The sequence below is a fragment of the Williamsia herbipolensis genome (assembly GCF_000964005.1).
In the GTDB taxonomy this organism is placed as follows: Bacteria; Actinomycetota; Actinomycetes; order Mycobacteriales; family Mycobacteriaceae; genus Williamsia_A; species Williamsia_A herbipolensis.
Genome location: NZ_JXYP01000013.1, coordinates 1 through 13,502 on the forward strand (window position 1 = coordinate 1; position 13,502 = coordinate 13,502).

The 13,502-nt window shown below is 63.1% G+C and carries 9 protein-coding genes and 2 pseudogenes; 2 read left to right on the forward strand and 9 right to left on the reverse strand.

All coding sequences use genetic code 11. The annotated features are described in order from the left end of the window. Positions 1-128 precede the first annotated feature (128 nt). Positions 129-524 (reverse strand): annotated as a pseudogene (locus tag TU34_RS22910) (PaaI family thioesterase); the annotation flags it as partial. After that, a complete protein-coding gene (locus TU34_RS05805; RefSeq protein ID WP_238981182.1) occupies positions 517-2,016 on the reverse strand; it encodes an MFS transporter in 1,500 nt (499 codons plus the stop codon). The pseudogene TU34_RS22910 and the gene TU34_RS05805, both read right to left, overlap by 8 nt. Positions 2,017-2,196: 180 nt before the next feature. Between TU34_RS05805 and TU34_RS05810 the strand changes: the two genes are divergently transcribed. Next, positions 2,197-2,814 (forward strand): TetR/AcrR family transcriptional regulator, encoded by a 618-nt coding sequence (locus TU34_RS05810; protein ID WP_082079916.1) that lies wholly within the window; start codon positions 2,197-2,199, stop codon positions 2,812-2,814. Positions 2,815-2,969: 155 nt separating this feature from the next. Here TU34_RS05810 and TU34_RS05815 read toward each other — a convergent pair. The 4 genes and pseudogenes from TU34_RS05815 to TU34_RS22915 all read right to left on the reverse strand — a co-directional run bounded on the left by TU34_RS05815 (position 2,970) and on the right by TU34_RS22915 (position 8,678). Next, positions 2,970-5,961, reverse strand: a pseudogene (locus tag TU34_RS05815) (MMPL/RND family transporter). A gap of 129 nt (positions 5,962-6,090) precedes the next feature. Further along, positions 6,091-6,717 (reverse strand): TetR/AcrR family transcriptional regulator, encoded by a 627-nt coding sequence (locus tag TU34_RS05820; protein ID WP_045821936.1) that lies wholly within the window; start codon positions 6,715-6,717, stop codon positions 6,091-6,093. Positions 6,718-6,924: 207 nt separating this feature from the next. Continuing rightward, positions 6,925-8,142, reverse strand: a complete 1,218-nt coding sequence (locus TU34_RS05825) for a cytochrome P450 (protein WP_238981183.1) — start codon at positions 8,140-8,142, stop codon at positions 6,925-6,927. Further along, positions 8,139-8,678 (reverse strand): PaaI family thioesterase, encoded by a 540-nt coding sequence (locus TU34_RS22915; RefSeq protein WP_238981184.1) that lies wholly within the window; start codon positions 8,676-8,678, stop codon positions 8,139-8,141. The genes TU34_RS05825 and TU34_RS22915 overlap by 4 nt, the downstream gene beginning before the upstream one ends. A 221-nt stretch (positions 8,679-8,899) precedes the next feature. Between TU34_RS22915 and TU34_RS05830 the strand changes: the two genes are divergently transcribed. Further along, positions 8,900-9,496 (forward strand): TetR/AcrR family transcriptional regulator, encoded by a 597-nt coding sequence (locus tag TU34_RS05830; RefSeq protein ID WP_045821937.1) that lies wholly within the window; start codon positions 8,900-8,902, stop codon positions 9,494-9,496. A gap of 107 nt (positions 9,497-9,603) precedes the next feature. On the opposite strand, the gene TU34_RS24250 is transcribed toward TU34_RS05830, so the two are convergent. The 3 genes from TU34_RS24250 to TU34_RS05845 form a co-directional block, all read right to left on the reverse strand. Then, positions 9,604-9,792, reverse strand: a complete 189-nt coding sequence (locus TU34_RS24250) for a helix-turn-helix domain-containing protein (protein ID WP_045821938.1) — start codon at positions 9,790-9,792, stop codon at positions 9,604-9,606. A 712-nt stretch (positions 9,793-10,504) separates the two neighbouring features. Beyond that, entirely contained in the window at positions 10,505-12,190 is a 1,686-nt protein-coding gene (locus TU34_RS05840) for an FAD-dependent oxidoreductase (RefSeq protein ID WP_045821939.1), read from the reverse strand. Positions 12,191-12,199: 9 nt separating this feature from the next. Continuing rightward, on the reverse strand, positions 12,200-13,216 hold the full coding sequence (locus TU34_RS05845; protein ID WP_045821940.1) for an AurF N-oxygenase family protein: 1,017 nt from the start codon (positions 13,214-13,216) through the stop codon (positions 12,200-12,202). Positions 13,217-13,502: the final 286 nt, after the last annotated feature.

Genomic DNA, 13,502 nt, shown 5'->3' on the forward strand with positions numbered 1-13,502 from the left:
CCACGAGTCCCTCGGCTATCAACCCCCAGCCGAGTACGAGGCCGCCCTACGGGCAGCCTCACACCCCAGCGAGTCAGCCGTCCCGGCCCTCGTAACGACGTAGGAACTAAACCTGGGGTACTTCAGGGTACTTCGATGAAGATGGCTGATGCTGTGAAACAGGTTGTTGAGGAACTGGTTCCGGAAGCGGCGACATGTATTGCGCGACCGGATTGTTTGACGATGTGGGCGGTGATTCTGTGGGTTTGCCCGAGTGCGACGGGGGCCAGGTATTCGACGGTCAGTGATCGGGTTACGGCGGGGCGGCGGGCGATCCAGAGGGTGAAGCCGAACAGGTCGTCACACGCGGCGCTGACTGCTCCGCCGTGAGCAAGGCCGGGTGCACCGACGTGGCGGCTGTCGAAGACGATGTCGGTGTAGACCTCGTTGTCGGTGAGATGCACTTGCATCTGTAGACCGGCAGCATTGTTTGGCCCGCATCCCATGCACTCGGGTGTGTGCGGCGGTAGGAGTTGATCACTCATGGGTGTGCACCGTGTTGATGGGTGTGGTGAGCGCGCGGCCTGCGGTGGGCTTGGTGCGCCGTGTTGGTGCCCATACGGCGATGATGACCGCGGACACTGCGGTGATGGCGGCCAGAATCAGGGCTGCGTTGTGGGTGCCATGGATGAACGCTGCGGTGGCGTAGCGGGTCAGTTGCACCCCTTGGGGCCCCGCGTGGTCGGCGACCTCGAGCGCGGCTGCCAGTGAGTTCGACACGGGTATTCTTGCCACCGCCGGTATTTGAGCAAGAACCGGGTCGATTCGGTTGGCGTACCCGGCGGCGAGAACGCTGCCGGCGATCGCGATTCCGATCGCCGCGCCTATTTCACGGGCGGCGTCGTTTACTGCCGCAGCAAGGCCTTGCTTGTCAGATGGGGTGTTGGTGACTATCGCCTCGGTCGACGGCGCGGTGCAGAGCCCGATTCCAGCGCCCATCAAGATCATCACCATGCAGACGTCGAGGTAGCCAGATGTGCTCTGCAGCCGGCTGACCAGGTAGAGCGACAGAGCGATCACGAGGAGTCCGGATACGTTCATCGCCCGCAGCCCCACTCGTGAGGCTATCGAGGTGGCCAGCAACGAGATCCCGACCAGCGGGATGGCTACCGGAGCGATGGCCCCGGCGGCCGCCAGCGCGCTGTATCCGAGGGTCAACTGGAGGTACTGCACCAGCAGCAAAAACGCTCCGAAAGTGACCAGGAACTGCAGGACAATGGTCAGTGTTGCACTGCCAAACGCCCTGTTGGTGAACAGTGCGAGGTCGAGCATCGGATGAGTCGCTCGGTGCTCGGCCCAGACGAACAACACAGCCAACAATGCTGCGCCGATCAGCGCGGCGAGCACCAGAGGATCACTCCAGCCGCGGACAGGTCCTTCGATGAGACCGACCACGAACAGTCCGATGGCGGTGGCTGCGGCGATAGCTCCTTTCGCATCGAATGCGACCCGCTGACGGTCGATCGACTCCGGGATGGTCAGCGCCGCGATGAGTAGCCCCGCCCCCGCAGCGGACAAACATATAAAAATCGTTGGCCAAGAACTGTATTCGAGCAGTAGGCCCGAGCCGAGTATCCCCGCGACAGCACCCGATCCGGCTACTCCGGCCCAAATCCCCACAGCCGTACCGCGGCGGTCGGACGGAAACCCGGCTGTCAGTAACGACAATGTCGACGGCATGACCAGCGCCGCCCCGATGCCCGCAACTACGCGGGCACCGATCAACCAGCCGGTCTCGTGGACCACCGCCGGCACAATGGATGCGCCGGCGAAGATCGTCAAGCCGGCTATGAGTGCAGCCCGCCTCCCAAAACGGTCGCCTAAGGCACCGGCCGGTAGCACCAAACACGCCAACGCGAGGGTGTATCCGTCGACGACCCAGGTGAGCTCGGCTTGAGTGGCTCCAGTCGAGGACGTGATGTCGGGCAACGCGGTGTAGAGGGCGGACATCGATGCGATCACAACGGTGACCGACATACATGCCACGACCAGGGTCCACCGCTGTGATCGAGACAGACCCGAGTTGGCCTTCGGCATCGCATCCCCTTTACTGTCAACTACTGAAAGTAGCGCTGCGCTACTATCGGTATCGTAAGGGACTGGGAGAGTTCGTGCACCCAGCTTGGATCGATTGGGCAAGGTATGACGGTGGCCGAGATGACAACAGCGAGCGGCGTACCCGACGATGCGGCCGACCCGCGGTGGCTTCGTTCGAGAACACGACTACTCGATGCCGCGTCAGGATTACTGGCGACTGGCGGAATCGAGGCTGTCACGATCGATGCGGTCACTCGTGTCTCGAAAGTTGCTCGCACGACGCTGTATCGGCATTTCGGCAGCAGTACGCACTTGTTGGCGGCAACGTTCGAACGCCTATTGCCCCATGTCGACCCTGCAGCTGTTGATGGATCGATCCGGGACCGGTTGATCGCGCTGCTCACCCAGCAGGCGACGTTGATCGACGAGGCGCCTCTTCAGCTCACGACGATGGCGTGGCTGGCGTTGGGGCCGGGCCAGATCGATCCCGAACCTGCCGATCGGACTACGCTCACGACGCTGCGCGAGCGAGTCGTAACCCAGTATCGGGAGCCGTTTGATGCGATTCTCGCCACCGAAGAGGCCCACCGAGAGATTGCCGACCTCGATGATCGACTCGCGCTGACCCAGCTCGTCGGCCCAATCGTCTTCGCGCGGCTCACAGGCCTGACTGTTATCACCGCCGAGGATTGTGTCCGCATCGTCGATGACTTTCTCGCCGCACACGCGGCGCTCTAATTGGGAACCGGTCGAGGCTCGGCTCGGCGGCCGTCAGGTCCGGCTCGTGCGGGGCCTGACAGCTTGCTTCATCTGCCAGCGTTGCGATCGCAGGAACGGTGAGTTGTTCGATTCTCGCCCGGTCGATGTGGGCAAGCCGTAGCTGGCCTGTGATGTCACAGTGCCTTTTGGGGCCACCAGCTGGCGCTGCCCAGGAGTGTGGCGATGGCAGGTACGACAATCGTTCTCACGATAAAGGTGTCGATGAGGAGGCCGACGCCGATGATGAGTCCGACTTGGGTCATGATGCCGATGGAACCGAAGATGAGACCGAACATGCTGGCGGCGAAAATGAGGCCTGCGGATGTGATGACTGATCCGGTGTTGGTGACGGTGCGTAACACGCCGACACGAATGTTGTGCCGAGATTCCTCGCGTAGTCGTGAAACCAACAGCATGTTGTAGTCCGCGCCGACGGCAACCAGAACGATGAAGGCCAGTAGCGGGACGGGCCAGGCGATGTCGGTGTGCAGCAAGTGTTGGAAGACGAGTACGCCGACACCTAGCGCTGCGGTGTAGTTGAGTATGACGGTGCCCAGCAGGTAGACGGGCGCGACAACTGAGCGGAGCAGGATCATCAAAATGAGGCCGACAATGGCGAGGGTGGCTATGGCGAGTAGCCGAAAGTCGCTGTTGAGAAGTCGTTGCAGGTCCGCGTTGATGGCGGGGAAGCCGGCGACGGAGACGGTCGAGTCGGACAACGTGGTGTTGGGTCGTGCATCGTTGGCGACGGTGGCGATGGTGTCCGCGAGACGTATCGCCTCAGAGCTGTAGGGGTCGAAGCGTGTCTGCACGGCGTAGCGCACGGTGTGCCCGTCGGAGGAGACGAATTGGCGCGCGACGTCAGAGAATCGTTGGTCGGCGAACGCGTCGCGAGGCAGATAGAAGCCGGTGGCCGAGTCCGACCCCTCGGTCTCACGGGCAGTGGTCTGCAGTTGAGCGGCGAGAGTGGCCATTCCAGCCAGTTGTTGCATGCTGTTGTCGACGAGTGTTGAAACGCCTCCCGCGAGTTCGCGTGCTCCCGCCGCGAGCTGGGCGACGCCAGTCTGCAGTTGCGTAATTTTCGACGGAATGTCCTGGGTTTGTAAGGTTCCCAGCGTTGTCTCAAGTGTGCTGAGCGTGGTGCTGAGCTGATCGGCCACCGACGTGATCGGTGTCTTTGTCTGGGTGAGCTGCGTTGACAGTGTGGTGATTTGAGTAAAGAAGCCGTTGTCCCGGAGCGCGGCAAGGTCGCGCACTTGTTGGCGCAGTGTGTTGCATTGGGGTACCTGGGTGCACAGGGGTGAGGTGTCGAGCAAGGGGAGTATTGATGTGATCGCGGCGATGGCGGCGGATGATCGTTGAGCCAGGGCGGACAACTGGGGTGCGCTTCTCGCCGCCTGGTCCAGTTGCGGAGCGGCGTCGGTGAGCGACTGTAGGAGTGGTCGGTACTGATTGATGTTGTCGCCGACTGTGGTTACTTGATCGAGGATTTCGGACAGTGGGGCGAGGTTGGTGCGGATTTGTGTGTCGAGTTGCCCTAGACCGTCGGCGAGTTGATTTGCGCCAGAACGCAGCTGGTCGAGATCGCCTTGACGCGCTTGCCCCTCGCCGACCGCGCCCGAGACGCGATCGCCGATCTGGCCGTTCTGGAATGAGAGCTTGGCCTGGTCGAGTTTGGCGCCAGTGGGCCGAGTAACTCCGACTACCCGGGTAACGCCTGGGACTTGAGCTATCCGCGACGCCATCTGGTCGAGATCAGCGAGTCCTTTCGCGGTTCTGAGATCGGTGGGGGCGCTGATGACGATGAATTCGGCGATGGTGATGTCGCGAGGGAAATGCCTGTTGAGCAGCGCGTAGCCCTGGTTGCTGTCGGTTGTCGAGGGTTGGCCGTCCCGGTCGTCGTAGGTGATTTGCATCCCGATGGCGATGACGCTCAACAGCGACAGGCCGACGAGGCCGGCGGCCAGCAGTGGTACCGGTCGGCGTACGACCAGGACTGCGATGCGGTTCCAGTAGCGGCGGGTCAGGTCTTTGCGAGGGGCACCCCCAGCCGAATCGCGCGGCCCACAACAGGACCGGCGGTAACAGTGTGACCGTGGCGATAAAGCCCACCGCGATTGCCACCGCGCATGCGGGGCCGAGTGTGGCGAAGACACTGAGTTGGCCGAAAATCATTGCCATGAACGCGAGAGCAACTGTGGTGGCTGAGGCGAGTATTACTCGACCGATTGTTGCTGTCGCGTCTACGAGAGCGTCGGCGGGGTCCGCGCCGCGACGGAGCCGTTCGTGGTATCTGCTGACGAGGAAGACCGAGTAGTCGACACCGGCGCCGAGCAGGATGACGGTCATGAACGCGACGGTGAACTGTGAGACGGGCATGCCCAGTTCGCCGAGCGCGGAGAGCACACCTCGGCCGACGGCCAGGCTGATCCCGATCACCAGTAGCGGCAGCATTGCGGTGAAGATCGACCGGTACACGACCAGCAGGATCACTGCTATCAGGAGGACCGTGGCCAGTGTGATCAGGACGAGGTCCTTCTCGGCGGCGGCTATCTGGTCTGTGAAGGTGGCCGTGGGACCCGTGACGTGCACCGTCGTGTCGGTTCCTGCGAAGGCCTGTGCCGCCGTTCGACGTAGTGACTCCACAGCATCTGCCGCCTTGGGCCCGCCGAGGGTGCCGCTCACCCCGACGGGCAGATACCACGCCTTCTTGTCCTCGCTGAAAGCTTGCCGGGCGGTGATCGGGTCTGCGAGCAGATCGCGGACGGCCTGCACGTTGTCGCGGTCGTGCTGCAGTCGTGCAACGAGGTTGTCGTAGCGTCGCCGCACTGGCTCGGTGAGCCCTGCAGGATCCTCCATGGTCACGAAAACGGTCGTCTTGGCGCCTTTTTCACCAAACGCATCACCCATACGGTCCAGCGCCCGGAACGACGGCACCCCGGCGGGGATCGGGTCGACCGACTGCGCGCGCACCACCGTCTCCAACTGCGGGAACAACACAGCCAGCACCACCGCCGTAGAGACCCACGCCGTGACCACGAGCGCCTTATGTGACAAGACGTAGCGCGCCAGCCGCCCTAGCGTCTGGCTGTACTCGCCGCGCCGGAGGGGGCGTCCCGAAGTCATCATCCGTCACGCACCGGCTTGCAACAGAGTTGACATCGTGCGCCCTTCACAACAACGAAACAACCAGTTTCGTTACGCTACAACATGTAGCGGACGGTTGGCTGTCGTTGGGTGCAGAATCGTCTGGAATCAGTTCCGGCGGTGGGCGGCGATAAAATCGTCGACGAGTTGCGCGCAGTCCGCGGCGCTCATCGAGCGAAGCCCCGAGAGTCGCGCGAACACCAGTGGGCCGACGAGTTGGGCAATGGCCAGCTCGATATCAAGCTCGTCGAGTTCACTACGGGCCGCCTCGCTGTTGAGCACTCGATCGAACGGCTCACGGTATTGCCCAATGACACGCGCGCGTAACGGGGCGAGGGTGTTTGGTCGTCCGCCGGGCTCTTCGGGGACCATCGCCAGCCACGCGAGGGTGGTCAATTGAAGAGTTGCCTGTTCGATGAGCGCAGCTTGACCGCGAAGCAACCGCACGAGGGCCTCGCGGATAGGTCCGCGGGTGTCGGCCACGTGCGCGTGGGGGAGCAGACGTTCGAATGCTGCGGCCAGTAAGTCGGTGGTGCCGTCGAAATGCCGGTACAGCGTGGTTCGCGCAACCCGCGACATCCGTGAGACTGCGCCGACGGTGACTGCGTCGACCCCTCCCGATGACAAGAGCGCAGACGCCGCGTCCACGAGCCGGTTTCGGGAACGTGCCAGTCGGGGGTCCAGATCATCGAGTGGTTGTTCCGTCTGTTCTTCTCTCTCGCGTCGGCGCGCCATCGACTACCACTCCAATCCTGAGAGTTCCCCGGGCGTCGGTCAACGCGTCCGCAACGGAATGCCGCTGATAGTAGCCAGTCTCGGGACAGAATCGTTGCCGTTGGTTAGCAGGCCTCGCCCCTCGTGTCGATGCGCGACAGGTGAGTCACCTGGCCCGCAATCGTCCGCCGCGGGGTCCCAGCTACAGAGCAGCTGGGTTTTTCACCCTTACCGGGTATTTACCGGTAGCGACGTCAGTCCGCGGAATGACAGTCCCGCCCGCCACAACGGCTCACCTGCCAGTGACAGTTCGGGAAACCGGATCAGGAGGCGTGGGAACAATTCGGCGCCCTCCATGCGTGCGAGCGCTGCGCCAAGACAGAAGTGGATGCCCGCACCGAATGAAAGCGGCCGCGAGCCCGTGCGCGTTATGTCAAGGCTGTCGGGGTGGGTGAATTGATCCGGATCCCGGTTGGCTGCGCCGAGCAGGGTCAGGACGACCTGACCGGGCTCGAGCTCGACGTCGGCGATCCGCGTCGACTCAAGGACGGTGCGCCCATTGGTCTGGACGGGAGCGTCATAACGCAACAGCTCCTCTACCGCGCCAGCGGCCAACGCCGGCTGTTGGCGGAGAAGGTCGGCTTGGTGGGGGTTTGCGAGCAGCGCGGCTAGTCCGTTGCCGATCAAGTTTGTCGTTGTCTCAAAGCCGGCGGCGAACAGCAGGATCGCAGTGCCGACGCATTCGTCGTTGTCGAGTCCGTCGTCGTCGTGCGCTGCGACGAGCCTGCTCAGCAAGTCATCTGCGGGGTGATCTCGCTTGCTCACGAGAAGTTTTTCGAGGTACTCGGCCAACTGATCCTCGGCGGCAGCGGCTCGCTCCAGAGCGGCAGCGTCGGCCATCGGCTCCAACGGTGCCACCAGGTCGCGAACGACTGAGGCCGCCAGTTCTCGACCATCCGGGGGCAGACCCAGCAGGTCGCCGATAATTTTCACCGGAAGCGGGAGTGCGAGGTCGGTCATGACGTCGACGTCATGTTTGCCCTCGATGTCGCTGAGCAATTGCTCGATGGTGTCGGTGATTCCCGTGCGCAGGTGCTCGACGTGGCGTGTCGTGAAGACGTCGGTGATCAACCGACGGAGCCGCGTGTGATCTGGAGGGTTGCGAAACAGCATCGTTCGCCGGAATCGGTGCATTGCGCGGTGTTTAAGATCGTCGGGCACGTCGGTGAGCCGGAAGCCCAACGACTCGTCGACTTTGCCCAGATTGCGGTCACGAAGTGCGCTGTCGCAATCGCGGTACCGGCTTAGTACCAACACCCCCGAATTGGTCTGCAGCACCGGGTGGAAGTCGCGTAGACGCTTGTAGGACTCGTACGGGCCGGCGCCACCGTGATCGGCAAGAAGGGCCGCCATCAGCAATTGCGTGCCGGTCGCCTCGCCACTCACGGTTGTTCCAGTGCGCGCACGAAATGGTCGATAGTCACTGTCATGAACAACGCTGTTGCCGTGGCGATTTCGGTTCCGTCTGGACGGCGCAGGTGTGCACTGACGTATAGCCGACGTCCCTCACTGCGGTCGAGGCTCGCGGTCACGGTGTACGCAGTGCCCAGCCTCACGGGTGCGACGTAGTCGACGTTCAACGATCGGGTGACAGCAAGCTCGCCGATTGTGAAGAGGAGAAAACCGAAGAGATCGTCAAAGACGGTGGCTACCGCACCCCCGTGGGCAATACCGGGTGCTCCCACGTGACGGTCGTCGAAAGTGTGCGCCGCAACGACTCTCTCTCCGTCGCGATGTACCTCCAGATGATGACCGTGGGGATTGGCGGGCCCGCAACCAAGGCAGCGCTCTGAGTGTGGCGGCAGCTGGGTTCCGTCGGGCAACCGGGCAACCATCCCCGAAGCCCAGCTTGCCAACACAGGGTCGATATGGCCCGATGGGGCGACTGACAGGTCCGCTGTCCCGCTTGAATCGTCGTTCACGCCGCTCCTGTCGGGACCATCGATAACCAACCGTGCAAGGGCACTACATTACCGGCCTGTCTGTCAACAGTCGCATCAGAAATACATAGACTGTCAACGGTGTCAACATCATTGTACGGTGCTGTGTGCGCGGCATTGTGACCTGAAATGAACAAAAATCGTCACCTGTCTAGAGTGTCGGCATGACGGGCGAATCGATGCGCATGTCTTTTCGACGGCATATGCGCGAGCAGGTGTTGGCGACAGCTCACGTGCTGACGGTGGAGAAGGGGTGGGAGCGCGTACGCGTGGCCGAGATTGCTGCGCTCGTCGGAGTCTCCCGCCCCACGTTGTACAAGGAGTTCGGCGACAAGCAGGGTCTTGGCGACGCCCTCGTGGTCAGGGAGGGAGAGCGGTTCCTGGCGGGGATTCGTCAAGTTCTCGACCAACGCAGCGACCATGCGAATGAGGCCATCACCTGGGCCGTTCGTTTCACATTGAACGAAGCCGCGGCCAGCCCGTTGCTCAAAGCGGTCTTGACGTCCAGTACCGCCGACGGCACCGCGAAGTCCAGCCGCAGTACAGGAATGTTGCCGCTACTCACGACGTCGACCACGTTGCTGCAGGTCGCTTCGAACGAGCTGGTGTGCTGGTTCACCGATCATTTTCCGCAGCTCGACAGTGACGACGTCGCTGACGGTATCGATGCGCTTGTTCGGTTGACGGTGAGTCATCTCGTTCTGCCTGCCGGTGATAGTGATGCCACCGGTCGGCAGATCTCGCGGGTTGCCCTGCGCTATCTGGGACTCGAGGAACCGCTCGCCACCCTTGACGTCTGAGGCCGTGTCGTCTCACGGCGCCGGCCGGTGTCCCGCCGTGCCGTCCCCAGGTATGCCCACGGCCCCCTTGATCGCAGGCGTAGGGGATCGATCCGGGGCTGGGCCGGTCAGTGCCGTGCGTGACGGAGCTCGCTGGGAGAGTGACCGGTCAAGCGCTTGAATGCGTGCGAGAAGTTAGTCAGATCGCTGTACCCGTGTTCGAGCGCGATCTGGGTAGCGGACATGGATCGGGTCAATAGGAGCCGCATGGCGAAATCGGTGACCGTATTGATCGCAGGGAACCCAGCACTCGCCATCCGGGAGCACGGAACCGGACTCGGCACGGGCGTTGGTCTCGACCGCTAACACCGCGGCGAGATAGTCTTCAACAACCAACCGGCGCCGCGTCCGTGCTTGGCGAGCTGGCAACATTCGCCCGCGATCCGCGGGGCTTTCAACGCCCGAGCGTGATGCGCGATGAGTATGTCGGCCCCACTCGGCGGCGGTTGCGCAGCTATTCGGGCGGCCATCGCGCGACCTCACAGTCCCGAACACGGTGTTGTATGCGCCGGGATCAGCGACTTCCACCGCATAACCGACGTTAGGCTGGCGTCTCGATGGGTCCAGTGATGGTCGGTGACCGGAGCGCCAGTGCCATACCCGGTGGTGATCGGCGACCAGTCGGTGATCACAGACCACGCCCACGAAATCGGGGCGCGAGGTGGTCTAGAGCAGACGTGCCGCTTCGCGGCGGCGGAGTCAGCCCCCTGCAATGCGATGGTGAACTCGCCGTTGCCGCGATGATCGCACGCTGCTAACAAAGTGCTTCTGCATAACGGCGAAACACGAACAGCAGGTCCGACAATGAGCCCTCCCGGAGATGCCGGGACGGATCTGCACCCCCTCGCGAACACCATCTGCTGATGATCGCCGAGGCCACGATGACGGTCATCAGCATCGCCCCGCATTAGTATGGCGGTGTAACCATCCGCGACGTCGTTTCTGCTCTGCGCGACAGCGGGCTCGTCGTCAGTGACGGAGACCGCCCAACACCCGCTGCGAGAACGACGGGGTAGGTGCGGCGGCCGCTACTGCCAACATGTCGGCGACCGAGGTGAACTTGTCGCGCGGGCGGCGCCCCCCGCCGCGCTTGATCTCCGCTCCGTCGATGGCTCTCCATCCGGCTGCGTTCACGACATCCGGTCTGCGGCTGCGCACCAGTTTCGCCAACGCGTCGGGCCTGGTGTGCGCCCTGGCCAACAGGCCGGCGTTGTAGTCACCGACGAGGCTTTGTACTGTCTCCGCCGCGCACGACTTGTTGGTGCCGATGAAGCCGTTGGGGCCGCGCTTGATCCAGCCCGCCACGTAGCTGCCCGGCACCGGTTGTGTGGTTCGCGGATCGAGGACCCGGCCCCGGTCGTTGGGAATAACGGCGGCGACGTCATCGAACGGCAGATCGCGAATGGCCTTGCCGCGGTATCCAATCGACGTCAGCACCAGACCGGCGTCGAGATGGCACACTCGATCCGTTCCGGTGAACGTGAACTCGATGCCGCTGACGCGGTCGGTGCCGAGGATGCTTGTGGGCGTCAGCCGATACGCCAACCGGATCCTTGGGCGCGTTGCTGTTTCGGACGCGTCTCCGAGCTCGCGCAGTACCTTCAGCTTGTTTTGGATCAGCGGATCCTCCGCCGTGGCGAGGTCAGCCTGCACGAGAGCATGGTCGGTCGCATCGAGAACCACGTCGCACGTCGACGTCAGCCCGATCAACTCCGGCAGGGTGAAAGCGGATTGCGCCGGCCCGCGGCGGGCGGCGATCACCACTTCGGTCACCTTCGACTTCCGCAACGCGGCCAGCGCGTGATCGGCGATATCGGTGTGCGCCAACACGTCCGGGTCGGTCGTCAGAATGCGGGCCACATCGAGTGCGACGTTGCCGTTGCCGACCAGCACCACCCTTTCACCACCCAAATCGACAGGGAGATCGGCATACTCGGGATGTCCGTTGATCCACGCGACCACCTCGGTGGCCGTGCCGGCGCCGGGTAGCGTCATGCCGTCGACGTCGAGTCTGCGATCGTTCGGCGCTCCGACGGCGTACACCACCGCGTGATGGTGGTCCAGCAGCTCGGAGTGGGACACGTCCGCGCCCACCTCTACGTTGAGGTAGAAGGTGAACCCAGACGATCGGCTCACCTCGTCGAAAAGCCGTGTGACCCGCTTGGTGTTCTGATGGTCGGGCGCAACGCCAGCCCGCACCAGCCCATAGGGCGTGGGGAGCCGTTCGAAGACATTTACCCGCACCCCCGACTGGGTGAGTAGTTCGTCGGCGGCATACATCGCGGCCGGGCCGGAGCCGACGATCGCCACGGTGAGCGGGTTTGACTCGGGTGCATCGACTTTCGGGGCGTCGATGACCGGCGCCAGCTTCGACGTCGGCGGAACCCGCTCTCCCGCGGGCCGATCCGGGTAGAACGCCGCGTTGAGTGCTACGAACGGCAACTGTTCAGGCCGCAGCTTCTCCTCTGGCGCTATCGCCCCGACCGGGCAGGCCGAGACACAAGCTCCGCAGTCGACACAGGAGACCGGATCGATGTACAGCATCTCCGCGGTGGCGAAACCGGGTTCGTCCGGCGAGGGATGAATACAGTTCACCGGGCACGCGAATACGCACGACCCGTCGCTACAACACGACTGGGTGATCACATGGGGCATGTGGCGGTTCTAAGCGGCGGTAGAGACGTGCCGACGCTGCGGCTCACTGCGGTAGCGGCTCGGCTTACCGTCGATCTTGCAGATCCGCCACACTCTCTTGGAGAGCGGATTGATCAGGCCCGTGTCGTTGCACAGCATCCGTACGTCGCCGAACATGTCGCGCAACAACGCTCGCGACTCCGGCGAATTGAAGAAGACGTCCTTGCGGACCGAGCGCGGAATGTCGAATTCTGTCCAAAAGGCGCGCGGCGGCACCATGATGGCCGAACACAGCACGCGCATCATCACCGGCACGAACAGCGAGAGCATAAACCGCTTCGCTCGCGACAAATGTGGCACTCGCTTACGCAGGTACTCGTGCGCGAATGAGATGTGGCGCGCCTCTTCGGCCACGTGGATCGCCATCACCCGCTCCATGATCGGGTGCAGCTTCTTACCTTCGCGCAGAACACTTTTCTGCGTGTGATCGATGGGTTCTTCACCGGCGAGGATGCCGAACCAGAACGGGATCGGCAGCGGACCCGCCATCAACGGGACGACCGGCTGGGCCCACCTGAGCAACCGTGGCATCCCGGGCACGTCGACGCCGATCCGGTTCACCATCTCCTGGAACATCATGGTGTGGTTGCACTCTTCAGCGGCCTCGTGCAGACAGTAGCGGTACTCGGGCGACCCGTTGGGTGTCCAGAACGCGTAATCCATCAGGCCGCGAATCAGGACCAACTCGAAGTGCAGGCCGACCTTCGCGACGTTGGCCTGACGCCACATGCCGATCTGGATCTTTCGTTCGACCGACTGCGCCTGGTACCACGGGTGCCGCCCGAGCGGGTCGGTCCCCGGGAGGATCCAACGCTCGTCATTCGGTGTCACCGCGAACTCCGGCGAGTCCCAGTCGATATCGATGTACGGATTGAAGTGTCGTCGCACCGAACCTTCGGACAGCGTGTTGAGCATGTCGGTGTACGCGGTGTCGTCGAGCACATCCATGTTGCTACGCCAACGATTGATCACGCCGGTTCTAGCCATGAGAAGCCTCCTGAGGTTGGTGTTTCTACCGCCTGTAGATGTACATGGTACCTCAGGTACCAGATATCGGAAATGCCCGGTCGTGCGATGACTGAAGCCACCCCGATCCGCGGGCCGCGTGAACACGGAGCCGGCATTTCCCGGCCTCGTTGCGGATATGTGGTGAAGTACCCCAGGTTTAGTTCCTACGTCGTTACGAGGGCCGGGACGGCTGACTCGCTGGGGTGTGAGGCTGCCCGTAGGGCGGCCTCGTACTCGGCTGGGGGTTGATAGCCGAGGGACTCGT